The organism is Massilia horti (genome assembly GCF_004614195.1).
GTDB classification, from domain to species: domain Bacteria; phylum Pseudomonadota; class Gammaproteobacteria; order Burkholderiales; family Burkholderiaceae_D; genus Telluria; species Telluria horti.
Map to the genome: position 1 here is coordinate 1 of NZ_SPUM01000113.1, position 26,814 is coordinate 26,814.

23 protein-coding genes are annotated in these 26,814 nt (G+C 61.5%); 12 read left to right on the top strand and 11 right to left on the bottom strand.

The genetic code is table 11. The annotated features are described in order from the left end of the window. Positions 1 to 106: 106 nt before the first annotated feature. The 3 genes from E4O92_RS17235 to uvrA form a co-directional block, all read right to left on the bottom strand. Complete coding sequence (locus E4O92_RS17235; protein ID WP_206076896.1) at positions 107 to 361, bottom strand: DUF6429 family protein; 255 nt, start codon at positions 359 to 361, stop codon at positions 107 to 109. A gap of 150 nt (positions 362 to 511) precedes the next feature. Next, positions 512 to 2,719, bottom strand: a complete 2,208-nt coding sequence (locus E4O92_RS17240) for a S41 family peptidase (protein WP_167759816.1) — start codon at positions 2,717 to 2,719, stop codon at positions 512 to 514. A gap of 110 nt (positions 2,720 to 2,829) precedes the next feature. Beyond that, entirely contained in the window at positions 2,830 to 5,679 is a 2,850-nt protein-coding gene (uvrA, locus tag E4O92_RS17245) for an excinuclease ABC subunit UvrA (RefSeq protein WP_135190895.1), read from the bottom strand. A gap of 348 nt (positions 5,680 to 6,027) precedes the next feature. Here uvrA and ssb point away from each other — a divergent pair, with 348 nt between their 5' ends. From ssb to E4O92_RS17265, 4 genes are all read left to right on the top strand, one after another. Continuing rightward, positions 6,028 to 6,528: a single-stranded DNA-binding protein gene (gene ssb / locus E4O92_RS17250; protein WP_135190896.1), complete on the top strand. Its 501-nt coding sequence runs from the start codon at positions 6,028 to 6,030 to the stop codon at positions 6,526 to 6,528. Positions 6,529 to 6,667: 139 nt separating this feature from the next. Next, entirely contained in the window at positions 6,668 to 7,021 is a 354-nt protein-coding gene (locus E4O92_RS17255; protein WP_135190897.1) for a hypothetical protein, read from the top strand. 79 nt (positions 7,022 to 7,100) lie between these two features. Next, positions 7,101 to 7,667 carry a glutaredoxin family protein gene (locus E4O92_RS17260; RefSeq protein ID WP_135190898.1) on the top strand — a complete coding sequence of 189 codons (567 nt, stop codon included), beginning with the start codon at positions 7,101 to 7,103 and terminating at the stop codon, positions 7,665 to 7,667. 225 nt (positions 7,668 to 7,892) lie between these two features. After that, positions 7,893 to 8,681, top strand: coding sequence for a bestrophin-like domain (locus E4O92_RS17265; protein ID WP_135190899.1), 789 nt, complete (start codon positions 7,893 to 7,895; stop codon positions 8,679 to 8,681). Between the two features lie 20 nt (positions 8,682 to 8,701). On the opposite strand, the gene E4O92_RS24875 is transcribed toward E4O92_RS17265, so the two are convergent. Beyond that, positions 8,702 to 8,851 (bottom strand): hypothetical protein, encoded by a 150-nt coding sequence (locus tag E4O92_RS24875; protein ID WP_167759817.1) that lies wholly within the window; start codon positions 8,849 to 8,851, stop codon positions 8,702 to 8,704. Positions 8,852 to 8,935: 84 nt separating this feature from the next. Between E4O92_RS24875 and E4O92_RS17270 the strand changes: the two genes are divergently transcribed. After that, on the top strand, positions 8,936 to 9,106 hold the full coding sequence (locus E4O92_RS17270) for a single stranded DNA-binding domain-containing protein (protein WP_307721753.1): 171 nt from the start codon (positions 8,936 to 8,938) through the stop codon (positions 9,104 to 9,106). A 283-nt stretch (positions 9,107 to 9,389) separates the two neighbouring features. Here E4O92_RS17270 and E4O92_RS17275 read toward each other — a convergent pair whose 3' ends face one another. The 4 genes from E4O92_RS17275 to E4O92_RS24880 form a co-directional block, all read right to left on the bottom strand. Next, positions 9,390 to 9,704, bottom strand: a complete 315-nt coding sequence (locus E4O92_RS17275) for a hypothetical protein (RefSeq protein ID WP_135190900.1) — start codon at positions 9,702 to 9,704, stop codon at positions 9,390 to 9,392. A gap of 18 nt (positions 9,705 to 9,722) precedes the next feature. Further along, a complete protein-coding gene (locus tag E4O92_RS17280) occupies positions 9,723 to 12,137 on the bottom strand; it encodes an RHS repeat-associated core domain-containing protein (RefSeq protein WP_135190901.1) in 2,415 nt (804 codons plus the stop codon). After that, a complete protein-coding gene (locus E4O92_RS17285; protein WP_135190902.1) occupies positions 12,134 to 14,485 on the bottom strand; it encodes an RHS repeat protein in 2,352 nt (783 codons plus the stop codon). Before E4O92_RS17285 ends, E4O92_RS17280 begins: the two co-directional genes overlap by 4 nt. Positions 14,486 to 14,804: 319 nt before the next feature. Continuing rightward, positions 14,805 to 14,975: a hypothetical protein gene (locus tag E4O92_RS24880; RefSeq protein WP_167759818.1), complete on the bottom strand. Its 171-nt coding sequence runs from the start codon at positions 14,973 to 14,975 to the stop codon at positions 14,805 to 14,807. A gap of 502 nt (positions 14,976 to 15,477) precedes the next feature. On the opposite strand from E4O92_RS24880, the gene E4O92_RS17290 reads away from it, so the two are divergent. Genes E4O92_RS17290 through E4O92_RS17300 form a run of 3 tightly spaced genes read left to right on the top strand, consistent with a single transcriptional unit; the run spans position 15,478 to position 19,211 of the window. After that, entirely contained in the window at positions 15,478 to 15,912 is a 435-nt protein-coding gene (locus E4O92_RS17290; RefSeq protein WP_135190903.1) for a hypothetical protein, read from the top strand. Between the two features lie 3 nt (positions 15,913 to 15,915). Further along, the gene (locus E4O92_RS17295; protein ID WP_135190904.1) at positions 15,916 to 17,937 is read left to right on the top strand and encodes a hypothetical protein; all 2,022 of its coding nucleotides are present in this window, start codon (positions 15,916 to 15,918) and stop codon (positions 17,935 to 17,937) included. A gap of 20 nt (positions 17,938 to 17,957) precedes the next feature. Then, positions 17,958 to 19,211 carry a hypothetical protein gene (locus E4O92_RS17300; protein ID WP_135190905.1) on the top strand — a complete coding sequence of 418 codons (1,254 nt, stop codon included), beginning with the start codon at positions 17,958 to 17,960 and terminating at the stop codon, positions 19,209 to 19,211. 69 nt (positions 19,212 to 19,280) lie between these two features. Here the strand turns inward: E4O92_RS17300 and E4O92_RS25045 are convergent, their stop codons facing one another. The 3 genes from E4O92_RS25045 to E4O92_RS17315 form a co-directional block, all read right to left on the bottom strand. After that, positions 19,281 to 20,477, bottom strand: coding sequence for an acyl-CoA desaturase (locus tag E4O92_RS25045; protein WP_135190906.1), 1,197 nt, complete (start codon positions 20,475 to 20,477; stop codon positions 19,281 to 19,283). 10 nt (positions 20,478 to 20,487) lie between these two features. After that, on the bottom strand, positions 20,488 to 20,799 hold the full coding sequence (locus tag E4O92_RS17310) for a metalloregulator ArsR/SmtB family transcription factor (protein ID WP_135190907.1): 312 nt from the start codon (positions 20,797 to 20,799) through the stop codon (positions 20,488 to 20,490). A 303-nt stretch (positions 20,800 to 21,102) separates the two neighbouring features. Then, complete coding sequence (locus E4O92_RS17315; RefSeq protein ID WP_135190908.1) at positions 21,103 to 22,155, bottom strand: DUF1311 domain-containing protein; 1,053 nt, start codon at positions 22,153 to 22,155, stop codon at positions 21,103 to 21,105. Between the two features lie 483 nt (positions 22,156 to 22,638). Here E4O92_RS17315 and E4O92_RS17320 point away from each other — a divergent pair, with 483 nt between their 5' ends. The 4 genes from E4O92_RS17320 to E4O92_RS17335 all read left to right on the top strand — a co-directional run bounded on the left by E4O92_RS17320 (position 22,639) and on the right by E4O92_RS17335 (position 26,575). Continuing rightward, positions 22,639 to 23,793 carry an MFS transporter gene (locus E4O92_RS17320; protein ID WP_229483452.1) on the top strand — a complete coding sequence of 385 codons (1,155 nt, stop codon included), beginning with the start codon at positions 22,639 to 22,641 and terminating at the stop codon, positions 23,791 to 23,793. Between the two features lie 154 nt (positions 23,794 to 23,947). Next, a complete protein-coding gene (locus E4O92_RS25225) occupies positions 23,948 to 24,592 on the top strand; it encodes a DUF4254 domain-containing protein (protein WP_135190909.1) in 645 nt (214 codons plus the stop codon). Continuing rightward, positions 24,592 to 25,431: a glycosyltransferase family 2 protein gene (locus tag E4O92_RS25230; RefSeq protein WP_135190910.1), complete on the top strand. Its 840-nt coding sequence runs from the start codon at positions 24,592 to 24,594 to the stop codon at positions 25,429 to 25,431. The genes E4O92_RS25225 and E4O92_RS25230 overlap by 1 nt, the downstream gene beginning before the upstream one ends. A 79-nt stretch (positions 25,432 to 25,510) precedes the next feature. Next, positions 25,511 to 26,575 (top strand): glycosyltransferase family 9 protein, encoded by a 1,065-nt coding sequence (locus E4O92_RS17335; protein WP_135190911.1) that lies wholly within the window; start codon positions 25,511 to 25,513, stop codon positions 26,573 to 26,575. Positions 26,576 to 26,814 lie beyond the last annotated feature (239 nt).

Below are 26,814 nucleotides of genomic sequence, written 5' to 3' on the forward strand. Positions count from 1 at the left end.
CTTTACGCGCAACGAAAAAGGCCGTGGCGCGTCAACCTATTTAAGGACGAGACAGACCGCTAGCTTTTCCCGTAGGGTGGGCGGCTTTGCCGCCCACGCGTCCAACTTAGGCTTGATTCGCCAGCGGCTTTTCTCCGGAAACGGTAAAGTATTGCTTGAACAGCCGTTCTGATTCCCGCAAGCCTTCCTCAGTGAAGACGATCGACTTGGCTTTGCCGACCGGATCACCGATGAATCCTCGTTCGTAGAGGCGGTTCAATGTGTCCCAGTCGAAGCCTTTCCATGCGCGGAAATGATCGTGCAGCGTCAGGTACAGAAGGGCGAGCACGGCTTCATCGATGGCTTCAGTGTTAATCGTCAATGTGTTCATGGCGTGACCAGATTCAAGCGTGGGTTGAACGCGTGGGCGTTCGGCCGGCCACTGGCCAGCCTCACCCTGCCCACCCTACAGGATATGTTAGTGGCCCGCACAGCCAGTAGTCGAAATTTTTGCAAACACATAGGAGTCGGCTCATCGCCCGTTCTTGACGAACTCCAGCGCCCGCTCCAGCACCTCGTCGCGCCCCGTGCGGATGCCGGCAATGGTCGGCTTGGCCAGGATGTGTGGTTGGATCCCAACGCGCTGCAGTTGCCGGCCGTCGGCGTGGCGCACCTCGTGGCCGGAAAAACTGACCATGATGTCGCCCGGCAGGACTGTATTGGTGATATCTCCATCGGCGCCCGCGGTGGGGCTGCCGATGAAGGTCACCGGCGCCGCAGCCTCGACGAACAGTGCCGTGTGTTCCGACTGGCTGATTGCCTGTTCATTGATGAGCATGACGAGCTGACCGCGATACGGGGCGCTCCCGGCAGGCGCGAGCGGCTGGTCAAACTGGAAACGCTCTTCGTTCGGCGATAGGGCGCGACGCAAGGGGCGTGCGAATTTGGCTGCCGTCGGTGCGCCGTTCACGTTCAGGCCCCTAGCCAGTAGCCAGAATACCCCGCGCGGATAGCCACGCATGTCCAGGATTAACGCACGGGTATTTTTCACCGCCTCGAACATGGCGCCGACCTGGCCTTGCTCGAGCCCGGTGAGGTCGACGTAGCCGACATTCTCGTCCAGTACACGAAATACCGGATCGGTCTTCTCGCTCCAGGTCCATCCCCGCTTTCGTTCGAGCGCGACTTCGTGCTGCGTTCCATCCTGGGCCACGACGCGCAACTTTGCCGTCGTTTCGCTCGGCCCGCCCGTCAGCCTGTGCAGGCTCGTGACGTCCCTGTACCACGGCGTCGACCCGGCAATCACCGTCTGCAGCCGCTCCAGCCGGCGCTGCGCGTCTTCACCATCCACCGCTAGCAGCACATCGCCGACCTTCAGTTCGCCCCGGCCCGGAAGCTCCGGGCTGGCAATGCCGGTCACGACGATCTTGTCTTCGATCCGGGAGAGTTTGATGCCTGCGTCAGCAGTGCCGAAATAGCGGTTCAGTTCCGCGCTGTACGCGTAGACATGACTGTCCTGCAGCCAGGTTGTCATCTCGGCGATCGCCAGCGCGTATTCCTGCGCGTTGGTCACCGTTTCCATTCGCTTGAAAAATAGCGGGAGCGCCTCGTTCCACGACCGGTCCATCAGCGTTTTGTAGGGAAAGAACGCGTCCATGACCGCCCACAGCTTGACGACCGCGAGCTGACGCCAGGCCAGTTCGGGGAACCGCATTTCAGCGTACGGGCGCTCGATCTGGCGGATGGGCAGCGCTGTTGCGTGGCCAGTTTTTCTCACTGCCGGCGCTTTTCGAAGGACGTCGAGTGCAGCGACAACGGCCGGGCTGTCAGGAGCGCTTCGCGGGTCGGCCTTGATTTCTACATCCGCGCCTGCCGGGGTGCTGCCGTCTTCGAAAACCAGCTCGCCGGCACTGAACCGGACGGTGTATTTCTCGTCGATTTCCACGGGCCGAGGCAGGGGCGCGAGCGCACCCGTTGCAACAATCCAGGCCTGTCCCGCACGTTGCAGCGCTAATGCGGACAACGGCGGGCTGACTCGGTTGTCGATCAGAAATACAATCGGAATGGCATGCCCACGAGCGGCAGGCAGCAGCTGCTTTGCCAGGTCGGTGGCGAGCGTTGTCTGATAGCCGCCACTCGTGTCGCCGCGAACGGGCGCGTAACCTGAATGGGCCAGGTAACGGAGGGTCGGCAGCGTCAGCGGCTTGTCGATCAGGCGTGCAATGAACTCGTCGATTGATTGCGACGCCGGGCCCGCGGCCGACGGGCGAAGGTCGAGGATCACGCCTTTGGCGCGCGCGGTGATGGCGTCGGTTTGCGTACGCAGTTTCGCGATCGCGGCGTTGTCGTGCACGTGCAGCAATGCGATATCGCCCGCCAGCCATTCGACCACCGGCTGCGCCGGCTTCAGCTCGACGGGAGGCGCGAACTGCGCCGGTCCCCCACGTGTCAATGGGTCTTGCAGCGATGCCATTAATCCGTCAATGGCCGCGTGGAACTGCGCCGGCGTGGTCGCGGCGCGGATCGCAGGAAGGCTCGCCACGAGCGCGGCGTCCCAGTCGACCTCGCCGCGAGCGACTGCCAGGTGGTACAGCTTCACATCGCGCCACAGGCGGGCGGTGGCGAGAAGCCGCTCGTCCGCTTCAGTGCGTGGAGCTGCGTGGAGCGCGGTGGTGGCAAGCAAGAGCACAGAGACAGCTGTGCAGCGGAGGAAATTCTTCAAACGACGCGGTGCGGACATGAGGATTCCAGTAAAGTTTTCTTGCCAGAATAGCACTCCTTTCCCCCGAATTGTCAAAAAGAAAGGGGCAGGTCTTGCGACTCCGCCCCTTTCCATGTCCGAGCCTGTGCTTACTGCTTCAGCAAGGGCTTGAGATACTTGCCGGTCACGCTGGCCTTGTTATTGGCCACGTCTTCCGGCGTGCCGCTCGCGACGATGGTGCCGCCGCCCGCGCCGCCTTCCGGGCCCAGGTCCACGATCCAGTCCGCGGTCTTGATCACGTCCAGGTTGTGCTCGATGATCACCAGCGTGTTGCCCTGGTCGCGTAGCCGGTGGATCACCTTCAGCAGCAGGTCGATGTCCGCGAAGTGCAGGCCGGTGGTCGGCTCGTCGAGGATGTACAGCGTGCGTCCGGTGTCCCGCTTGGACAGTTCCAGCGACAGCTTCACGCGCTGCGCCTCGCCGCCCGACAGCGTGGTCGCGCTCTGGCCCAGCTTGATGTAACCCAGGCCCACGTCCAGCAGCGTCTGCAGCTTGCGCGCGATGACCGGCACCGCCTTGAAGAACTCGTGCGCGTCCTCCACCGTCATGTCCAGCACTTCGGTGATGCTCTTGCCCTTGTAATGGACTTCCAGCGTCTCGCGGTTGTAGCGCTTGCCGTGGCAGACGTCGCACGGCACGTACACGTCCGGCAGGAAGTGCATCTCGACCTTGATCACGCCGTCGCCCTGGCACGCCTCGCAGCGGCCGCCCTTGACGTTGAACGAGAACCGGCCCGCCGAGTAGCCGCGCTCCTTCGACATCGGCACTTGGGCGAACAGGTCGCGGATCGGCGTGAACAGGCCGGTATAGGTGGCCGGGTTCGAACGCGGGGTGCGGCCGATCGGCGCCTGGTCGACCGAGATCACCTTGTCGAAGTGCTCCAGCCCGTGGATCGCGTCGTGCGGCGCCGGCTCGGTCTGCGAACCGTACAGGTGGCGCGACAGCGCCGGATACAGCGTGTCGTTGACCAGCGTCGACTTGCCCGAGCCCGATACGCCCGTCACGCAGGTGAGCAGGCCCACCGGCAGCGTAAGCGACACGTTCTTCAGGTTGTTGCCGGTCGCCCCGGTGATGACCAGCTGGCGCTCCGGGTCGGCCTTGGCACGCTGCTTCGGCACGTCGATCTTGCGGGTGCCGTTCAGGTACTGCGCGGTCAGCGACTCCTTGTTCTTCATGATGTCCTTGAGCGGACCTTCGGCGATCACCGAGCCGCCATGCACGCCCGCGCCCGGACCCATGTCGACGATGTAGTCGGCGGTGCGGATCGCGTCCTCGTCGTGCTCCACCACCAGCACGCTGTTGCCGATGTCGCGCAGGTGCTTGAGGGTGTCGATCAGGCGGTCGTTGTCGCGCTGGTGCAGGCCGATCGAGGGCTCGTCCAGCACGTACATCACCCCGGTCAGGCCCGAGCCGATCTGCGACGCCAGCCGGATGCGCTGCGCCTCGCCGCCCGAGAGCGTATCGGCGCTGCGGTCGAGTGACAGGTAGTCCAGGCCCACGTTGTTCAGGAATTTCAGGCGCGAGACGATCTCCTTGATCACGCGCTCGGCGATGTCCTTCTTGGCGCCAGCCAGGTTCAGGTCGTCGAAGTATTCCAGGCTGTCGCGCAGCGGCAGGTCCGACACTTCATAGATCGCGCGCTGCTGCTCGCCCTGGCCGATCTTCACGAAGCGCGCCTCGCGGCGCAGGCGCGCGCCTTCGCACGAGGGGCAGGTCTTCTCGTTGATGAACTTGGCCAGCTCCTCCTTCACCGCCATCGAGTCGGTCTCGCGGTAGCGGCGCTGCAGGTTGTTGACCACGCCTTCGAAGGTGTGTTCGCGGATCACGGTGCGGCCGCGTTCATTCACGTAGGTGAACGGAATCGTGGTCTTCCCGGAGCCGAAAAGCACCACCTCGCGCGCCTGCTTGGGCAGCTCCTCGAACGGCTGGTCGATGTCGAAATCATAGAAGGCCGCCAGATTCGACAGGATCTGGAAGTAGAACTGGTTGCGCCGGTCCCAGCCCTTGATCGCGCCCGATGCCAGCGACAGGTTGGGAAAGGCGACGATGCGCTTGGGGTCAAAGAACTCGATATGACCCAGTCCATCGCACTCGGGGCAGGCGCCCATCGGGTTATTAAACGAGAACAGGCGCGGCTCCAGCTCCTGCAGCGAGTAGCCGCACACGTTGCACGCGAACTTGTTCGAAAAGACCGTTTCCTTGTCCGTGTCCATCTCGAGCGCGATCGCGCGGCCGTCCGCGATACGCAGCGCGGTCTCGAAGCTCTCGGCCAGGCGCTGCTTGATCTCGGGATTGACCTTGACGCGGTCGATCACCACGTCGATGGTGTGCTTCTCGGTTTTCTTCAGCTTGGGCAGGTCGTCGATCTCGTAGATCCTGGCGTTGCCGGTGCCGCTCTGGATGCGAAAGCGCACGAAGCCCTGCGCCTGCATCGATTCGAACAGGTCGGCGTGCTCGCCCTTGCGGTTGGCGACCACGGGTGCCAGGATCATCAGCTTGGTCCCCTCGGGCATGGCCAGCACCGCGTCGACCATCTGCGAGACGGTCTGCGCGGTCAGCGGCTCTTCCGGGTGGTCGGGGCAGTAGGGCGTGCCCACCCGCGCGTACAGCAGGCGCAGGTAGTCGTGGATTTCGGTGACGGTGCCGACGGTCGAACGCGGGTTGTGCGAGGTCGCCTTCTGCTCGATCGAGATCGCCGGGGACAGGCCCTCGATCAGGTCCACGTCCGGCTTTTCCATCAGCTGCAGGAACTGGCGCGCGTAGGCCGACAGCGACTCGACATAGCGGCGCTGGCCCTCCGCGTACAGGGTGTCGAACGCGAGCGACGACTTGCCCGAGCCGGACAGGCCGGTGATGACGATTAGCTTGTTGCGCGGCAAGTCAAGGTTGATATTCTTCAGGTTGTGCGTGCGTGCGCCGCGGATACGAATTTCTTCCATTAGATTTTTCTGCTGGCTTTCAAATGGTTGAGGGGCCGGCGCACGAGACTGTCGCGGTGAGCGGGCCAATCGGGGAGAACTCGTAACTATAGCTGGTTTTTTTCTCGCTCGTAATTTGCGGTTGCGAGAACGGTGCTGGGGCTGGTTGTCCTGGCATGCATTGACGCACTTCTGTGCATGTCCGGGCACCAAGCCCGCTGGCGGAGGTCTTAGCGGGATGCGCGCTTCGCGAAAAAAACCTGCCTGGGCAGAACGGAGCAGGCATAATAGCGACGCAATAAATTAACGCCCCGACGCTTAGTCAAGTGCAGAGTCGGGGCTCACCAAACTCTTGAAGGAGTCACAATAATGGCATCAGTCAACAAGGTCATCATCGTCGGCAACCTGGGCCGCGATCCGGAAATCCGCTACATGCCGAGCGGCGACGCAATCGCGAACATCGCGGTGGCCACCTCGTTCCGGTCGAAGGACCGCAATACCGGCGAGCAGAAAGAGCTGACCGAATGGCACCGTATCTCCTTCTTCGGCCGCCTGGCCGAGATCGTCGGCCAGTACCTCAAGAAAGGTTCGTCGGTCTACGTGGAAGGCCGCCTGCAGACCCGTAAATATACTGACAAGGACGGCATCGAGCGTTACGCCACCGACATCATCGCCGAGAACATGCAAATGCTGGGCGGCCGCCAGGGCATGGGTGGCGGCAGCGACATGGGCATGGACGAAGGCGGCTACGACGCGCCGCCGCAGCGTTCGGCTCCGCAGCGCCAGGCGCCGCCGGCCCCGGCCGCACGCCCGCAGCCGCAGCGTCCGGCGCCGAACTTCTCGGATATGGATGACGATATTCCGTTCTGACGCCTAGTCAAACTGATTTTGTAAACAACGCCCTGCAAATCTTTGATTTGCAGGGCGTTTTTCTTGTTTATAGCAGCGAAGCCTGCTTCAGGCGGCGCACGAAATCGACGCTGCTCGCATTCCTCGTTAAGGCCGCAAAATGGAAAAGCGCGTCAAGATCGTCTCCGTTACGGTGAAATTTGCCTTGAGTGTGCTCGGCCTGGTGGTGCTACTACTCGGTTATGTGTTTTTGAAGAGTGACTGGGATTTATTGAGCGATGAGACATGCCGGGAAATTATGTTTAACAATGTTCTCGGTAGATCAATATACCCCGAGACCTGCGATAAATCGTCCTATCTTGAGATAACAAAAAAAATCTCGGAGTCCAAAGAGGTATGCATATTTCAGCTTCGGCCGATCCCTGAAAAGGAAAAAAACTGCCCCGCTATTGAGATAATCATTGACAGAGAAACCGGAGAAGCTTGGGCCTTAGACAAACATTTGAGGCTGTAGGATGTTGCGATATAGTTTGTTTGGCTGAACTACCGAAAAGATTCGGCCACGGGCCAATCCAAAGAGGGAACCTGGAGACATGACGATTATCTGTCCTAAATGCCGCCACGTACGGCCAAAGCATGCGACCAATCCGGAGTGGCAGTGCCCTGCCTGCGGCGTCTGCTATGCCAAAGTCAGGGACGGGCAGCCTGTGGACGTGCGCCGGTCGGAACGGCACCCGGCCACCGAATCGGAATGGGGCATACCGTGGGGCAGACTGATCCTGCTCGCGGTGCTTGGATGGGGAGCCTGGAACGGATACCATCGTTTGCACAACAGCCCCGACCGTCCCGTGGCCGCCGAGCTGTCGCCAGCGGCCATCGCCGCGCTAGCCAAGACGGTCGAGCCGGGGGAGGTGGTGATGTACTCGACCACTGAATGCGTCTACTGCGCCCAGGCCAAAGCCTGGCTGTCGCGGTATGGCTTTGCCTTTACCGAATGCAATATGAGCATCAGCCGCCAGTGCGAGCGGGAGTTCTTGAGTTATAGCGCCACCGGCACGCCGTTTCTCCTCGTCCGCGGACACCAGATGAAAGATGGTTTTGGTTCGGACGAATTCCTGGGGCTGCTGCAGCGCAACGACGCGGGGCAGCTACAAAACTGAGCTTGATCGGGCTCGCCCCACGGCGAGCGCGATCACATCCATGCCCTGTGCGATCAGGGGTTTGGTGCAGCCGAGGATCCAGCGCGAGCTTCTCTTGCCGGAATCGACCACCGCCTACGCCGGTGCGGACCCGCGCTTCACTGCGGCGCGACAAGGCGGTACGAACCTGCGAACGCCAGAATTGCCGTTGGGTTGAGAACACTTTGACACCAGCCGCATCCAATCATGCTGAAGACCGTGGGCATGCTGTCTACCCCGTTCCTGATAGCCGGGCACGTGGGCTTCTTCATCCTTGCGACCTGGCTCCTGATGGCGCTGATCCACCGCGTAATGCCAGTCAAGCTGCGGCGCGAGTATAACGACGTCATTGGATTCCTGAGCGCAGTGGTGGCCGTGTTCTATGGCCTGCTCATCGCATCCGTGCTCGTCATTGCCATCAACCGTTTCGATCATGCGCAGCAGGTAACCGAGACGGAGTCCAACCTGGTCGCGGATATCGTGCGTAACGCGGAGGCAATATCGCCAGAAATCGAGCGCCCGGTGAGGAAACTTGTGGCGCAGTACCTGACGGACGTAATTGCAATGGAGTGGCCAGCTCAGGCGAAGGGCCAGGAGAGCGTTCTGGCGACAGCTCCGTTGATCGACCTGGCGGTGTCAATTAGCCGGTACGCACCGCAAACCCAACGCGAAGTCGCGTATTACCAGCAATTGACCGGAACGCTGACGAGACTGTACGACACACGAAAGGAGCGGATATTCATCGCGGACGAAGGAATCGCCGATGTGGTGTGGATCGTCTCGCTGGCGGGAAGCCTTCTCACCATTTGCTTTGCGATGTTTTTCGGTATTGAGAACCGCAGGTTGCACTTCATGCTGGCGGCATTCCTGGCCGTTTCGCTGGCATTGGTCTTTGCGCTGGTGGCAATCTTCGACAGACCGTTTCAGGGAGGCCTGACGGTATCCGACGAGCCATACCGGCTGGTCCGCGAGCAAATCGTCCAGGGCCTGAAATGAAGCACTTCAAGAACTGCTGCTCACTCTGGTAACTTCTTTTTGGTGCCCGGCAAGGTGCCGATCGCTGTACCAGCAATGGAAACAATAATCGCACCAAGTAGCACCAGGGCCGCCGTATTTTTGCCCGAACGCTTCTCCGGCGGCGCGGCCGGCCTCCTGCCCTTTTGCATAGCCTTCCGCGATGCTATTCGAGTTAACTTTGGCACCGGCAATAGCACCGGCTGTGAATCCGCCCACTGCGAGCCGGATCACGGTTGTTTGCTGTTGACTATAACAGGGGCGACGCCGGCATGGGCATGGACGACGGCTACGATGCCAAGCCAAGCCGTCCGGCTCCGCGCCAGGCCCCCCGCACCGCCGGCCCGTCCGCAGCTACAGGTCCGGCGTCGAACTTTTCCGATATGGATGACGATATTCCGTTCTGAAACGCAGTCAACATTATTTCGTAAACTACACCCTGCAAGCCTTTGATTTGTAGGGCGTTTTTCTTGTTGTGTAGCCAGCCGTTACACGAGTTTCGACATTAGGTCGTCTACCAACTGCAACAGCAACACAAGGATTGGCGATGACACCAGGCGGCTTGGACACGGGAGGACTTCCTGACTCCCGTGAATCTTCGAGCATTGCAAAACGCGCTACCGCAGACTGGCCAAGAACAACGTGCAACTGTTCACGTTGATCACTATCGCCTCTTTAGTGAGCGTCTAGTCAAAATCCCAGTTCCGGTGATCTCGAATCTCCCCCAAAGTAGCTGTCAGCTACCTTGCCGTTAGACATAAAATTTAACATCCAAGTAAGTTCACCGTTCCTTGTTGGCATCAAGCGGTCAATGCGACGCCCAAGCTGACGACGCTCGTCCTCTGTGAGTTCTGGTCCAGTATCGCATTGAACCGCGACCAAAAGGAACTGGAAGTCATCCTGCACTTCATAGGTAACGGCATCCTTTGCCCAAGGCAGCGTCTCGACAATCAGCCGAATCACGGCATCGACAAGCTCTGGTGAAATTAAACGGTTCAGACTCATAATCGACTAACCTCCCAATCACAAGCAACCCATTGCTCTAGCTTGCGCCCGAGCGCGTTCCAACCCAACACGCAAACCTTCGATCTGAGCAAGATGACCGACCCATGTTCCTTTGCCGGCGAGATCACCACCAGGGTTCGTGTCGTACGCACGGTTGAAGAGGTCATATCTGTTTTCGGACATTTGCCGCTCCTTCGATGCAAGTTTCTGCTCCAGATCTCTGATTTTCTTGCGAATCTCATCACAGGGGCCATTGTTATTGGGTGAGCAGCTCTGGGTTAATGTGGCAGAAGTCGAGTTTGCCTTCGGCTTACCTACGGCGGCATAAACCCAATCGGGGAAATCCCAAGTGGGAAGATACGGGCTGGGCTTGAACAGATCGCTGATGCTCGGCCCAGGCGAAGGTGGCAGCGGTGAGTATGGATCGCGTCTTGGCTGACCGGGTACAGACTGCCCAGGAGCGGCTATTGGCGGTGCGAGCGGGATAGCCACTTGAAGTCCCAAGGGGTCAATAGCCGAAAGCGGGTTGGCCCCAACGTACGCGTAAGTATTCACGCCACCAATTAGGCCCAGCGGATCACTCTCGACGTACCGGCCCGTCTGCGGATCATAATCCCTGAAGTAGTTGTAGTGAGTATTGGTCTCCCTGTCAAACACCTGCCCTGGAAAACGCTGATTGTAGGTGAAGATACCCCTTCCAGTCGGGTTTTCGTAGGGCGCTTGCAGCCCAAATGGATCAACAGCGTCCCACCGCCAGGCGATCGTGTCGTCACTCGCTGCGGTGATCACGCGCGGCGCCCCTAAATGGTCGGCGTAAACGTTGTACACATCAGTCTGCGAGCCGGTCTTGAGCACCGCTACGGGGATGCTATCTAGATACACGGTCTCCTCAATTGGCTTGGCGTCAGCAGAGTATTCGCCCAGTAGTTGCCCTTGTTCGTCATAGGCATACAAGGTTGCCTCACCACCATCCGCAACCGACGCCTTGGCGACACGTTGACCGAACGCATTGTAGCGATAACTCGTCGACAGCAATGGTGTCGCTTTAGGGGCGCTCTGCGTCAGGCGGCCGTTGTCACCAAAGGTGTAGACGAAGGTTCCATCACCGGTCAAGTTACCAGCGAGGTCAAACGAATTTGTCTTCGCCGGCGTCGGGCCGGTCGTGCTAGAGAGACGATTGCTGCTCGCGCTGATGCTGTTGTTGTATGCTGTAGTACCAATGCGCAGCTGTGTACGATTGCCGCTGGCGTCGTAGCTATAACCTTGGCTCGTCGCGTAACCCAGGTAGCCTGTCAACCGATCAAGATCGTCGTATGAGTAAGCCTGATCGTACAAGCTTGGGTCCAATCCGCCGGTGCCGTTGCCGGTATGCGTGATAGACGTGATGCGGCTCGCCGAATCGTAATTGACCGTGCGCTGAACGCCGCCATTGGTCAGGCTACCAAGCGGATAGCCCGATATCCGCCCGTCCAGATCGAAGCTGCGGGTGTACACGTTCGGGTGCACGTCATCCACATGGTTACCCCACTTCCAGCCCTGCACTGGGCCGAAGGGTGCATAGCCGATTTCGCTCATAAGAACGATTGACGTGTCCGTCCGCGGCGCTCCGTCTGATCCAGCCGGATTGAGCGTCAGGCTACTCACGCGTCCGCCTGCGTCGTAGATGTAGTTGATCCGGTTGCCACTCGGGTAGGTTACGCTCGCTATTTTGCCGAGCGCAGCCCCTTCGGTTCCGTAAGCGTACGACACTCCCAGATTTACATTGGGTACGACGGACGTAACGGTTTGAGTCTTTCCGAGCAGGCGCCCCCAGGCGTCATAGGCGAATGTCGTCTGGCCGGACTCGTCGGTTATCCTCGTCAGCTTGCCAATGCTGTTTGTCGCGCCGCTCTGGCCGTCGTATTCAAAAACGGACGGTGTGCCACTTGCATAGCCGATGCGGGTAAGACGATTGAGAGCGTCATAACTAAACGTCGTTGTCCTGCCACGTGCATCGGTACTACTAATGATATTACCGGCCACATCCTGCACGTGGTTGCGCGTTCCAGTATCCGGACTTGCCAAGGCTGTTTGGTTGCCCAGACCGTCCACCGTATAACGCGTCACAAGGCTGCGCGGATCCGTCACCGTAGTCACGTCATCCCGCCAGTTATAAGCGGTGCGTATGGTCGGACGCGCGGCCCCGGCCACGGGCGCTGGCTGGGTCACCAAAGTTGTCCGGTACAAACTGTCGTACTGAAAATCGGTCTTGCGTCCGAGCGGGTCAGTGCTCTGCGTCACATTGCCGACCAGGTCATACTGGTACGTGGTCGTCGTGGTTTGTACATCCTGGGCCAGTGCCGAGGCGCCAGACAAAGCAAACGCGAGCATGGCAAGCGCGCCTTGCCGCTGAGCCCAGAAGGGATGCTGAAGGAATAGGTTTCGGGCGCTCATTGCACGCCTCCCGTCACCGATTGCAAATAATTGAAACTGTTATAGACGCGAGTGATCTGCCGCGTTAGCGTTCCAGAAGGGTCGCGGGTCGATTCGCCAATGCGATTACCCATGTTGTCCAACGAGTAATGGACAGCATTGCCAAGACTGTCGGCGAGGTCGGTCAATCTGTGCGCATCGTCATAGGTATACGTTACCGAGCTTCCGTCCGGGAAAGTGACGGACTTTAACTGCCCGACACCGTCGTAGTCGTACGACGTCAGTTCGGTCACCCCACCTACGCTCGTAGACTTGGTAACCAACCACCCCCGCGGAGAATAGCTCAGGTTGGTGGATACACCGTTTGGTGCCGTGATTGTGCCCGGGCGGCCGTGCGCATCATAATTCGACAATAAGGTGGTATGGCCGGCCGCGTTGACTATACTCGTCAAGTTGCCGCTAGCATCGTAATCGTAACGAATCTGATCGGAAACATCGGTGCGCGGCCCGGATTGCATAACGAGCTGGCCATAGGTGTTGTACTCGTACGTCCATTGCCGCGCAATACCGATGAGTGTGCCTGACAGTCCCTTTTCCCCCGTCGTGTCCGTAGTTGCCTGTATTTTCTTAGAAAGAAGCAGTCCGTTTGCATCGTAGGAGAAGGTCGTCAGACGGCTTGGTTCAGCAATGCGCAGTGGGAGGCGGAAAGTCGGGTGCCAAGTGGTAGTTATGGTACGATCATAGCCGCTTTCGGTGCGCCTGGTTTCCAAATTGCGTGATAGGTCATAGTTGTGGGTCGTGAGCACACTGTTAAGGTCATGAAAACTGCTGACATTGCCGTTTGCGTCGAACCCAACGAAGGTGCCCCGCGTTGAACCATTCACTACAATATTCGAATTTGAGTCCCGGCTGGTATTAAGAATGATCTTCGAGTTGTAGTTCCGAACGCTATTAAGCGGGTCTGTCACGGTCGCCTGCGTTTCGCTGGGGTAGGCGAAGGTGTATTTTTCCACACCGCCGGCGTGTTCGGTCGAAATAGCCTTGCCAGTCGAATTGTACTTATACGTTGCGTAACGCACGCCCAGCTCATCCGTAATGCCGGTCAAGGCTTGCGGCAAATTCACACCCCCGGTATTTTCAGGTTCGTTATACCAATAAATCCGCTTTTTACCGTCTTGGTAAGTGACCGATGTGAGATTCCCTGCTGGCGCCGGACCGAATGAGCTTGCTTCGTCGTAGGCATATTGAATTATGCCGCCGGCCGGATCGATCAGCGTCGAAATGCGCCCCTGCGCGTCGTAAGTGAAACCCAAGTGGCGACCGAAGGTATCGGAAACTTCGATCAGCAGTCCCGCCTTCGGGGCAATCGCTTGCGGTGTTTGATCATCGGAATATTGCATTGTCAACTGCCGGCCGCCACGAATTTGCACGCGGATTAATTTGCCTTTCGGGTCGAAAACCTCGGTGGTATCGTTTTGAGCGTTATAGACTTGCCATTCAAGAGCAGCGCCATTGAGATCGAAAACTTGCACCGCACGGTCATTGACGTCGGCCTTTGGGTTGAGGTTAGTGGTGGTACCGAAGGTAATCGCCCGCTGGTTCGGTCGCTGGACGATGAACTCATAGCCAGGAGCGTTCAGCTCGGTCATGCCGATCGAGCGGTTCGTCTGTCGGTAGCAGTATGGCTGCTTGATCTTTGTGCCGATACCCCAAATACACGGGAGACTCCGCAGTTGCGTGCCGAGATCCTCGTTGTTCGTGGCGGATGTTGGATCGATCCCCACGATGTTGAAATTATTCGACCATCCGCCGCGGTCGCTGCGGTAAATTCTCGAGAACTGTAAGAGGCCGGGTCCGACGTAGTCGTCTTCACGCTGAATTTTTGCGCCAGACATCTCAATTGGATTGCCGGCCGACATTTTACAATCGCAAGGATCCGGGCGTGTGCAATATATGGTCGAGCGGCTGGCGTCGTTGTTGATCGTGCCGCTCACCGCTGTAAAACCGACCGGGCAATCGCCGATCAACTTCACACTGCTATAGGATGCCGGTCCGGGGGGATTTGGAGGATTCGGATTGGTCGGGCTTACCGTTAAGTTCAGAGTGTACCAAACTAGTTGGCCATTGAGCGTTGAAGGGGTGCCATTCGGCACCATATCACCGGGAATGAACCACCAAGCATTCGGTTGTTTCAAGTATTGGGCTGTCAAGGCTTCTCTGGCATCAAAGAGCGTTGGCCAAGCGCCTGAATCGTTCGTAAAAATATAGCGAGGTTCCACGGTTTCTGCGTGGCCGGATGTCGCGCCAAATAAGCAAAGGAAAATGCTCAGTACGGTGGCGAATTGATGCATGAGGTTGGGAGGTCGCATCACAATCCTAGGGAAATAGAAATGAACGGCGATATTGCCGCTGGGGAAGTATAAGCCAATGAGAACGATCTGTGTGTCTAAAAGTTACACTTTCAGCGTAACCGGCGGAGCGCTCAAGAGCTTGCAGAGTTCGTGGAACTGGATGCGCTCAGCACATGAAGCGAGGCCAACTCTAATGCGTCGTTCTGGTCGTCAACTGAATCCCGCGCCACCTCAGCGACACGATGTGCGTGGACGAACTTCTCAAAATAAAGAAAATCACTCGCCCAGCTTCGCGAGAAGCACGTTCCGCTCTTCCGCGAGCGGCCGCATTCTCTCGTTAGTTAGTCAAGTGACTGTCCTTGCTGGCGAAGAAGCTCCCATTCGAAGTCACGAGCGGCGACATGTTCGCGCTGTAGCCGCTCGCGCTGCTATTGACCGCGCCGCGCTTCCAGAGCAGCAGCATCTGGTCGGGTTTCACCTCGACCTGCACATAGCCGGGGTTGGGCATTGTTACTCTGGAAGGTGGCCCAGTTCGTCACGCCGCTCCAGGCCGACAAGGCGGTGAGCATATCGCCGGGCCAGGCGCTGAGTGACCGCCCAGTTTGGACGCCAGGGTATCGAGCGCGAAGGTGTAGCTGCCGCCGGCTGGCGTGACGCTTCGCGGCCGCGCTGGTCGTGATCGGCAAGGATCTTGCCCGCATGCGCCGGTCTGTGCGCCAGCGTGTGATCGAACTGTCGATAATGCACTTCCGATCAACCAGCCTCATGCCACGAATGGCATTTTTGACAGCTTAGTTTGCATAAACAACAGCAAGTTTGTCGAGGCGATAAAGATCAGGCGCGCCATGTGTTGTTTGTGGGCATTCAGTTGCAATCGGTAACGAAATGTTTGTGAAATTCGGGAGATTTTGAACGATTGCTGTGCGACACTAACCGTTCAGCTTACTGATCAGTTGGCTTCGCAAACCGCACCTTCCTTCTCAATTTCCCTTTTGCTACCAGAGTTGGCAATGTTGAATCCTGACCTCCAAAACATGACCTCCGCCGCAGCTTCTGACGAGCAGAACAGCCGGCGCCGCTTCATCAAACTGCTGGCCGCCGGCGCGACCTCGCTGGCCGTACAGGCTTGCGGCGGCGGCGGCGACGGCAGCACCGTGCCCCAGGGCACGGTCACATCCCCGATCGGCCCTGACGCGTCGCCCCCGCTCTCCGCCACGCCTGTATGGACCACGGTGCCGGACCTGACTTTCACCCAGGGCGTTGCGGCGAGCATCTCGGTCGCGCAGTACGTGTCCGCGCCCTATGTCAAGCAATTCACGGTGTCGCTTAACGAGGTCGCGCTGCCGCCGGGCGTGACCTTCAACGCCACGAAGATGAGCTTCGACTACGACGGCGTGGGCGCGGCCGGCAGCACCGACAACCACATCCTGACCGCAACGGTGTAACCCATGCTCAGCAGCTCGTCCAATCCGTTTACCATCCGGGTCATCCAGGCCGCCACGCTGGGTGTCTCGTTCACACTGACGGCGGGCACGGCCGGCACGTTCCCGTTCACGCTCGGCCACGCCTTCCGCAAGGGCGAAGTGCCGGCCGGGTCCTACGTTGCCGCCAGCATTCCCGACGTCCAGGTGGTCCCCATGAACACCTGGAGCGACGGCTCGCTCAAGTTCGCCGTCATCTCCGGCCGCGCGACTTTGGCCGCGAACACGCCGCTGGCCGTGCGCCTGACGCGCACCATGGCCGCCCCGAGCGCACGTGCGCTGACCACCGACGACCTCATGGCCACCGGTATCACCGCGTCGATCGGCGCGGGTAGCTTCGGCACCGCCAGCTGGTCCACCGCGGACTTCGGCACGCCCTTCATGCCGTGGACGGCTGGCCCGCAGATGAGTTCCTGGATCTATCGCAAGCCGGTCGGCAGCGATGCCCACCTGGTCGGCTGGCTGGAAGTGCGCCTGTATGCAGGCGGCGCCGTCGAGGTCCTGCCTTGGATCGAGAACGGCTACCTGATGGTGCAGGGCCCATCCAACCGCAACGCCACCTACACTTTCACGCTGGGCGCCTCGCAGCGCTTTGCCGCCGCGATCGACCTTCCGAACCATGCGCGCACCGTGCTGCTGTCGGGCACGGCGCACAGCTATTGGCTGGGCACACCGGTGGCCGTCCAGGCGACCCCGGACAAGGCCTACCTGCAGTCGACTGGCCTGGTGCCGAGCTATCGTGCCAGTGTGCCTGCCAATTCGTCGCTGTGGACCACGCTGGCGCAGAGCTTCCAGCCTCTCCAGCAGGGCAACTATTCGGGGGCCATGGGCATGGGCGGCTACCAACCCGGGATTGGCATCCTGCCCGAATGGGACGTGATCTACCTGTGCAGCGATGACCCGCGCGCGCTCTCGCCCGTGATCTTCAACGCCTACAGCGGCGGGCGTTACGGCACGCACTATCGCGACGAAACCACGCAGCGGCCGATCCGTTTCTCGAGCTACCCGAACCTGGTGATCGGCGACGGCAACTCCGGCATCGCCAACGTCGGCGCCTCGACCAAGAACCAGTACACGCCGACGAGCAGCGGCACCATGCCGTCCATTTGGGATTCGCCGCACCATCCGTCCATCGGCTACCTGGCCTACCTCGTGACCGGGCGCTTCTACTTCATGGAAGAGGTACAGTTCGTCACCACGACCAACTTCCTGAAGAACCCGGACCAGCCGCGCCAGGGCTCCGGGGGCGTCTTCTTGACCACCTCGGGTGCCAACACCACGCGAGGCGCAGGCTGGGCCATCCGCACGCTCGCGCAGGCGGCCGCGGTCACGCCGGACAGCGACGCCGTGCTGCGCACCGAGATGCTCAATTCGATGGCTGCGAACGTCGAGTACTACCACGGCGTGTATGTGGCCCAGCCCAACAACCCGCAAGGCTTCGTGGCCCCGTACAGCAACTACGACGCCAGCACCGGCAACTACTTCGAAGCGGCGTGGATGCAGGACTTCTTCACCGCGGCGATAGGCTACGCCATCGACCTGGACCTGGCCATGCCGGCGACGACGAAGTCCAAGCTGTCGGCGTTCTTCGCCTGGAAGGCGCAGAGCATCATCGGCCGCTTCGGCGGCACCGCCAGCACCGACTACCTGTATCGCGACGCCGCGGTGTACACGGTGGCCGTGGCACCGACCATCACGCCGGACTTCACGACCGGCAAAGGCCCGTGGTTCAAGAACTGGGGCGAGGTCTATGCAGCCACGCTGAACCAGCCGAACCCCGGGACGCCAGGTGACCTGCGCGGCGCTTACTTCCCCGATTCGACCAGCTACTGGGGAAACCTGCAGCCCGCCATCGCCTACGCGGTCCAGCACAAGGTGCCGGGCGCGCTGGACGCATACAACCGGATGGTTGGCGCGTCCAACTGGAACCAGCTGGTCAGCGGCTTTAACAACGCACCCGTGTGGAGCGTGATGCCTCGCTCCACCTAACGAACACACACTGAACACACATGGCTTCGTCCTCTTCCAATCCATTCGTCATCCGTATCCAGCCCGGCCCGTCGAGCGCGGTGGTGCCGGCCTGGGTTCCGCCGCCCGGCTATTTCGCCGACGTCCCCATGCAGAACTTCCCGCAGGACGTCGTGCCGGCGATTTACGCGGACTACGCGGGCAACATGAATAATCCCTTCATAATCTGGGGCGGAAGTGCCGTGCTGCGCGACTACAGCGCACTCGGCGCCCAGGTCTACTACTCTGGCGGCCACGAGGCGGCGGTTGGACTCAATAACGTGCAGTTCACGTTGATCTGCGACTTCAGCAGCCTGAGCTGGAGCGTGGCCAACTTGCCGCTCAAGGCCAATCCGCAGAATACCTTCGTCAATGGCTACGCCCCTGATGGGACGCCCTACACGCCGCACACCTACCTCGGTCTGCAGGAGTTCCCGGCCGCATGGGGTGGCGCGGCACGTGGCACCCTGGCCTCGTTCTTCTTCGCCGGCAGCGGCTGGGACAACCGCATCAACCTGATGGACGTGAGCCAGCCGCAGATGGGCTACAGGGTGATGGCGACGCGCCAACCGGAGAACGCCGATCCCACCCAGATCCGTTTGACCCGGAACGGCGGCGGCGGCAACTACCCGATCACTGTGATGGACGAGAAGCGCAAGGGCTGGTGGGTCTCGACCACTGGCTCGGTGGACTACACGCTGTTCGTCAGCAGCAGCGGCGAGATCACTCAGTATCCCGCGTTGGGCGGTAACCTGCAGAATGGTTCGATGGTCCTGTGGCCGGGCAAGGATCTTTTGATCGTCATCGACGGTGGCTACGAGTTCGGGCCGTACGCCAGCAAGTCGTACCGCAAGCTGTACATCCGCAACCTCACGACCGGCAAGGTCACCACCACGACCACGCTCGGAACGGTGCCGTGCCTGACCGACGGTTACGACGGTGGCGGCAAGACCTTCCACCGGCCGGACGTGATGGGCCTGCAGTGGGTCGAGGAGCTCGGCTGCATCGTCGGCATGGACCAGACGGTGGATCCGCCGGCCATCGTCAAGCTGGTGCCGCCGCTTGATCCGGAAAACGGCCAATGGACGTGGGCGACCATCACCTCGCTGCAGCACTGGCCGTCCGACACTGGCGGCCAGGCCTCGCTGCAGTTCGTGACCAACGGCCTGTGGTCCAAGTTCCGCTGGGTGCCGTCCCTGAAAGCCTTCGTGTACGGCACCGCCAAGGACCGCCGTCCGCAGGTCATCAAGCTGTAAGCGCCTGCTTGGAACTGCGCCGGCGGGCTCGCCGGCGCAGCTGCTCATGGTCATGGCGGCGCTGTTGAATTAGCGGGCGATCCGCATGCGCTCTGCCGCCAAAGCGCATGAGTACAGCCAGGCGTGCGACGCCAGCGCTCCCCTGGCGAGCAGAAAGCTGGCGGCCAGCGCAGGCAGGCCGGCGACGGTGCGGCCACCGTAACGCAAGGAGAGGCGTGGGCCGGTGGTGAGGTTGAACTGCCCGCGTGCGACCGCCTGCAGGATCGATATCGGAAGCCATTTCGCAGGACCTTCCAGCTGCCAGTTTCCGTATTCGCTGTCCAGCATCCAGGCTGGCGGAACGTTCCGCTGAGGTTCCCAACAAGGAGATCCGCTTCGGGCCAGCGCAAGCAGCTCGGGCCGAGGGGGCAGATCACTGGGCAGCCTGACTGACCAAACAACTTTGACAAGGCATAGTGCCTGCAGCACCCACCATCCGGGATCCCATTCGCCTGGGTAGAGTCCCAGCCTGGCCGAACCGGGATAGGCATGGTGGTTGTTGTGCCAGCATTCGCCCATGGTCAGAAGTGAGGTGAAGCGCACGTTCCTGCCTTGAACGGCCGCGCCACGCACCACATGGCTCATGTCGCCGTGGTTATGGGCGAAGTGGCCGATCAACCAATGTCCGAGAATGCCGGCAGTGATCCGTGCGCAGACACCCCACCACACGAAAGCCCACCCACCACAGGCATACAGGACAAGTGCCGGTGGAAGCTGCTGCAGCATCCATGTGCGTTCGAGGAAAGCATAGAACCGGTTGTCGGCGATACGATCTTCTAGCTGCAGCGCGGGTTCGCGATCGAAGCGCAGTACGCAATGCACCTGCCACCAGTAGTCACGCCAGAACGATTCGCCGTGGCGCAGGTAGCTGTGGCAGTGGCGCTGCCTTTGCGCGAAATCGCGCAGCTCATGCTGGCGCAGCAGGCCCAGAGGGCCGGCCAGCCCGACCTGGACGCCGCAGTACACAAGAAAGTATTCGAGCCAGCGCGGACACTGGAAGCTGTTGTGTATGAGCTTGCGGTGGCTGCCGAGAGAATGGCCGAACAGGAGCACCCAACCCGTCGTGAGCACAAAGACGGCTAGCGCGGTCCAACTGGCCGTGCATGCGCCTCCGATCAGCGCGCCGCTTGCCATTGCGCTGAACCACAGGGATTTGGATGGCGAATACCGCACCGATCCCGTAAGCACGTCGTTGTCGCTGATGACCGAGATTCGATGGGTACTCATCGTTGCTCCTTCAGGTTTTGCGGTGCCTGGCCTTCGATTCCCGCTTCAAGGGCCGGGCGACTGGACATAGTTCGAATGCGTACCCGGTCAGCGTATTGGCGAGATGTTCCGCGTTGAGCGAGTAGTACACATAGCTTCCGCGCCGCTCGCTCCTGACCAGGTCCGCATTCTCGAGTACGGAAAGATGCCGGGAGATCGCAGGTGCGGTCATGCCGAAGCGCTGCGCCAGTTCCGAGGTGGTCAGTTCGCCTTCGTTGAGGTAAGCCAGTATTTGCCGACGTGGCGATGAGGCCAGCGCCTCAAAGACTTTGTCCAGTGACATGGGGAATAATTAATTAACGAATTCGTTAATAAGCTATTCCTTTGATTCGATTTTGTCAAGCGCCGAGCGAGCATGGGGGCTGGCGCAAGATTCAGGTGCTTGAGGAATCGCCATTACGTCGTTCCCGGGCTCGGCGCCCCCTTGGCGGGAACAGCGCCACTGGCGCTGTTCCCCCCATAGACAGCGTGAAATTAAGCTCAGCATGGGTCCCCGCGCGCGGGGACGACGATTTTTGGGCTAACTATTGTTGCGGCGTGCCCTTGGGTGTTTCATGATACGGGGGGCACCTCGCCGTGCAGTCCGCTAGCGGCCGAGCGCCGCGTTTTCAAGCTCCGCCAGTTGCTTGAGCCGGCGGCTGGTGAGCAGGGCGCGCAGCCCGGATGCCGGCGCCTGCGGATATTTCATCGACCCGAACAGTTCCATCGCGTCGCGAAACGCCAGCCAGACGTGCTGGGTCTTTTCCACGCCCGCCTTGCGGATGGTGCCCAGGTAGGAACTGCCGCTGGGCGGGGTCGCCATGAAGCGCCGGTAGGTTTCGTTCATCTTGTCTTCGAGCGCGCGAAATTCCGCCTCGGAGTAGCGCGGCAGCTTGCCGCTTTCGAAGTCCTGCAGGTCGCGGGTGAACTGGTCCAGTTCGCCCGATGTCGTTTCAAGCTGCATCGTGCGACGGACGGCAGCGCTCTGGTCGGTTTCATAATCCGCGCGATGCTGGGCGAAGTCGTGCGCCGCCTTGCTGACCAGTTCAAAGCCGACTTGCTCTTTTGGGCTCCAGGTCTTGGCCAGCGCCGCGATCCGGCCACCGCGCCGCTTCTCTTGCAGGCGCTCGCGCACGCTCGCGCAGTAGCCGTGCATCTCGGCGCTGCTGATGTCGTCGCACAGGTCGAACTGGTCGCCCGCGCTCATGCGGCGCAGGTGGGCGATCCGCGCGCGCATTTCGTTCGCGTCGCTTTCGATGCTGCAGGCGTACTTGGTGGCCAGGTTCAGGTTGGGCTGGACGCCGCTGCCGTTCGCATAGAGCATCATCAGCACCGCGGTGTTGTTGGTGCGAAATGCGCATTCGCGTACCTTGCGCCAGTCGGCGTTGGTGGCGGACTCCAGGTTCCGCGTGTCGTAGTAGAGCTCGGCCGCGTCGCAGCGCTCGAGGTTGCCGATCGCTGGCCTGTCCTTGGCCGGCGCCTGCAGCTGCTTGACGCGCAGGCATTGGCGGAACCAGTCCGTCTTTGTGGCGGAGGCGGCGCCGGTGCCGACATTGGGGTACAGGACGGCGGGGAACGCGTCGGCAGCCAGCAGCAGGCCGGCGAGCAGCAGGATTGTGCCGCGCAGGTGCGGCAGCCAGGTGGTCGTCGTGGGGGCCATCACAAGAACTCCTGTTGCGAAAGCGGTGCGATCGGGTTTCCGTACGGAAGATTTAACCCTACAGCAACTGTTCTCTTGAGGAAGTGATTTCGCACAAGGTCACTGCGTGCGCCGGCGATCTTGTGCTTGAGCACGCGCCGCCCTCGCACGGTTTTTTCTCCCTGCCCGCAATGCCGCGTGGCGTTTTTCCAACGCCTGATCGCTGGGGCTTGTCGAGCCGTTATTGATCGCTGCTGATTTAACAATTGGCCGCCCAAATTTCATTAAATCCTTGTTACAGCACGAAAATTTTTTTCTCCGCGGAAAACGCGACCGCCTCAATCCGTTTACAATTCCCCTCGTAAAAACTTCCTGGCGCCAACCCTTTGCGGTTGGCGTTTGGTTTTTTGAACTTCCGTTATCAGGCAGTTACGGCCAACAAGGTTCTTGCCAAGATTTTTTTTCTTCCGGGCGAAAACTCCCGTTTTACCTAGTTCTGACTGAATGCAACCTCCTGTTACCGCCCGGCGCACTTTTCCTCTTGCGCAAGCCCAGCGCTATTCCCTGCCTGCCCTGTTCGCGCTGTTTGGCGTGATCATGGGGTCGTGGGCGGGCCGCATCCCGTCCATGGCTGAACGGGTCCATGTATCGCACTCGGCGCTGTCGATGGTGCTCTTGATGGGCGGCCTGGGTGCCGTCATCTCCTACCCGATTTCGTCGCTGCTGATGGGCAAATACGGCGCGCGCAAAACCATGCTCATCTCGGGCATGGCCCTCCTGGGCGTGCTGCTGGCGATCGGCATCGCGCCGACCGTGCCGCTGCTGATGCTGGCCGTGCTGAGCCTGGGCGTTACCGCCAGCACTTATGACGTCGCCGTCAACTCGGCCGCGACGCGCAGCGAGCAGCAGACTGGCAAGTCGGAGCTGTCCAAGCTGCACGGCATCGGCTGTGCCGGCAGCCTGGCCGGCGCCACCATGGGCAGCCTGATGGCTGGCATGCACATCACCCCGGGGCTCCATTTCCTGATGCTGGCCGCTCCGCTCGCCATGCTGCTGTGGATGGCCTGCCAGTCGCTGGACCTGCCCGACACTGCCCTCAAGGTCGAAAAGAAGAAGTTCTCGCTGCCACGCGGTCCGCTGGCGCTGCTGGGCGCGATCGGCTTCCTGGGCTCGATGGCCGAAGGCAGCATCGCCGACTGGAGCGGCGTGTTCCTGAAAGAGCGCTTCCACGCGTCGGAAGGCCTGGCGCCGCTGGCGCTGTCGTGCTTCTCGGCCATGATGCTGGTCTCGCGCATGTTCGGCGACAAGCTCAAGGTCCGCTACGGCGCCAAGCGCCTGGTGACCGTCGGCGCCATGGTCGCCGCGGCCGGCCTGTTCTTCGCGGTGTTGTCGCCAGGCGCGCGTGTCGCACTGGTGGGCTTTGCCGTCGCCGGCCTGGGCCTGTCGCTGGTGTTCCCGTTCGTGTTCAGCGCCGCCGGCGCCCAGGGTCCGCTGGCGCTGGCCGGCGTGGCGAGCATGGCCTACAGTGGCAGCCTGATGGGCCCCCCGCTGATCGGCACCATCGCCCAGGGCCTGGGCATGCAGGCCGCGATCGCCTACATCGGCGCGCTGGCGCTGGCGATCGCCTTCGTGGCCAACCGTTCGCGCCTGCTCAGGTAGTTGGCCGGCTTCCGGTCCACCCCGTCGGCGGGCGCGACGGTTGTGTGCGCTGATTTGCGATGCGCCAAATGGCGGGCGCCGCCGGGCAGAACTTCGGCGGCCCGATCCATCTCAAACACGAGATTTCAACCCGGCTCGTGAAAGGGATGGACCAATGCCGAGCAGTCTCGATGCCTTGTCGATCATGCGTTTCCATGATGGTGAATTGCGCCTGCCGGCGTGGCCCGTCATGCAGCGCGCCGCGCGCCTGCCCGGCGTCTGGCACTGGATCGACGCCAACCACCGCTACAACTGCCTGCTCTGGCGCGAGGAAGACAAGGCGCGCCGGGTCGACGTGGCGGCCAGCGAAATCGCCGCCAGCAAGCGCCTGATCGACCAGTACAACCAGCAGCGCAACGATGCCGTCGAAGCGATCGACGAGACCATCCTCACCGCGTTGGAAGACGTGCCGCGCGCACCGGATGCGCGCATGTCGAGCGAAACGGCGGGCGCCATGATCGACCGGCTGTCGATCCTGTCGCTCAAGATCCACCACATGCGCGAACAGACGCGCCGGGTGGACGTGGACGAAGCGCACGTGGAGGCCTGCGACGCCAAGCTGCAGCGGCTCGTGGTGCAGCGGCATGACCTGGCCAATTGCTTCGACGAGCTGATGGGCGAGGTGCGCATCGGCCGGGCCTACTTCAAGGTCTACCGCCAGTTCAAGATGTACAACGATCCCGCCCTCAATCCCTACCTGCGCAAGCGCATGGCGGCCGGGCACGGCCCGGCCAATCCGGCCAGCGGAAAGGGGGCATAGTGGACGCGCCGATCGATGTGCTGGTGCCGACCTGCGACCGCCCTGCGGCGCTTGCGGTCACGCTCACCGCGCTGGGCGGCCAGACGTGGCCTGGTTTGCGGATTGTCATCGCCGACCAGTCGCACCACGCCGAAACACTGGAGCGGGGCGAGGTGCAGGCGGTGCTGCGCTACCTGCGCGCCATTGGCCGCACGGTCGAGATTCACCGCCGCCTGCCGCGGCGTGGGCTGGCCGAGCAGCGCGCGTTTTTGCTGGACCAGGCGCGCGCCCCGTATTGCCTGTTCGTCGACGACGACGTGATCCTCGAGCCGGACCTGGTTGCGCGGCTGCACGATGCGATCACGGAGCAGGGCTGCGGCTTTGTCGGCAGCGCGCTGCACGGCCTGAGCCACCGCGGGCAGGAACGGCCGCACCAGGAGGCGATCGAGTTCTGGACCGGGCCGGTCGAGCCGGAAACGGTGCTGCCCGACGGAACCAAATGGGAACGGCACCACCTGCACAGCGCGGCAAATCTGTTCCACCTGCAGCGGCGCCTGGGCATCGGGCGCGACGCCACGCGCCTGTACCGGGTGGCGTGGATCGGCGGCTGCGTGCTGTTCGACACGGCCAAGCTGCGCGCCACCGGCGGCTTCGATTTCTGGCGCCAGCTGCCGAGCGCGCACTGCGGCGAGGACGTGCTGGCGCAACTGCGCGTCATGGAGCGTTATGGCGGATGCGGCATCATTCCATCCGGCGCCTATCACCTCGAACTGCCAACCACCGTGACCGGGCGCGACGTCGACGCGCCGCGGGCGCTGCGCGGCGCGCATACGGGCAGTGCCGCGGCGGAGCTGCCATGAATGGTGAACTGCGTTGTGCCTGGGCACGCGAATGGAGTGTTAGCTCGCGACGCGCGCTGGCTGCGGCGGAAGCAGCGCCATGAAGGGCGAGCCGCCGCGTCCGCTGGACAATGTCGCGAAGATCGCGGTACTGGTGCCGCACTCGATCGGCGACTTCATGTTCACGCTGCCGGCCCTGCACGCGCTCAAGCACGGTTATCCTGATGCCGAGCTCGTCATTATCGGCAAGCCGTGGCAAGCGGACTTCCTGCGAGGCCGACCCGGCCCGGTCGACCGCGTACTACTGCTGCCGCCGGTGGACGGGGTGGGCGGCTTCCCGGACGCCGACTCGGAGCCGGTGGAGCGCTTTGTCGAGCAGGCGCGCGCCGAGCGGTTCGACATTGCGGTCCAGCTGTACGGTGGGGGCCGCTTCTCCAATCCGTTCGTCGCGCGCCTGGGCGCACGCCTGACGGCGGGCACCCGCGCCGACGACGCGCCCGCGCTCGATCGCTGGGTGCGCTACGCCCAGCCCAACAACCGGCGCCTCGCCTTGCTCGAAGTGGCGGAGCAGGCCGGCGCCGTCGCGCGGCTGGCCGACCAGGAATTGTGCGTGACGGACGACGACCGGCGCGAGGCGGCGGCTGTGCTACCGCCAGGGGCAGGGCAGCCGCTGGTGCTGCTGCAGCCCGGCTCGACGGATCCACGGCGCTGCTGGCCGCCGGAACGCTTTGCCGCGGTCGGTGATGCGCTGGCCGGGGCGGGCGCGCGCATTGCCGTCAACGGCACCGCAGCCGAGGCGTCCCTTGTGCGGACCGTCATCGATGCCATGCGCCATCCGGCCATCGACCTTTCCGGCAAGCTTGGTTTGCGCGGCCTGTGCGGCCTGCTTGAACGGGTGGCGATGCTGGTCTCGAACGACACGGGCCCGCTGCACATGGCGCTGGCGATCGGCACCCCGGCGGTTGGTATCTTCTGGCTGACCAATCTCATCGACGGCACGCCGCTGCGCCAGGGCTTGCTGCGCGTGGCGCTGTCGGTCCGCGTGCATTGCCCGGCGTGCGGCGCTGTCAATCTGCGCACGCGCTGCCCGCACAACGACAGTTTTGTGTCCGACGTGCCGCTCGAGGAGGTGACGGGGCTGGCCATGTCGTTGCTGCGGACGTAAGCCGGGACCGGATGCGGCACGCCGTAGGGTGCGCACCTGTGCGCACGCGGTACGCTTGCGTCATGTTGGCTTATTCAAAATCCATTTCCGACAAATCCCCTACTCCAATCGCGCGGATATACCCCTTCCCGAACATACCGCCCAAATGTCGAATACGGCCAATCGGCAGCAGGATCGTAGGGTGTGTAAAGGCAAAGTTGAAATGTCCGCTTTCAGCAAAGTAGAAATGTCCGCTTTTT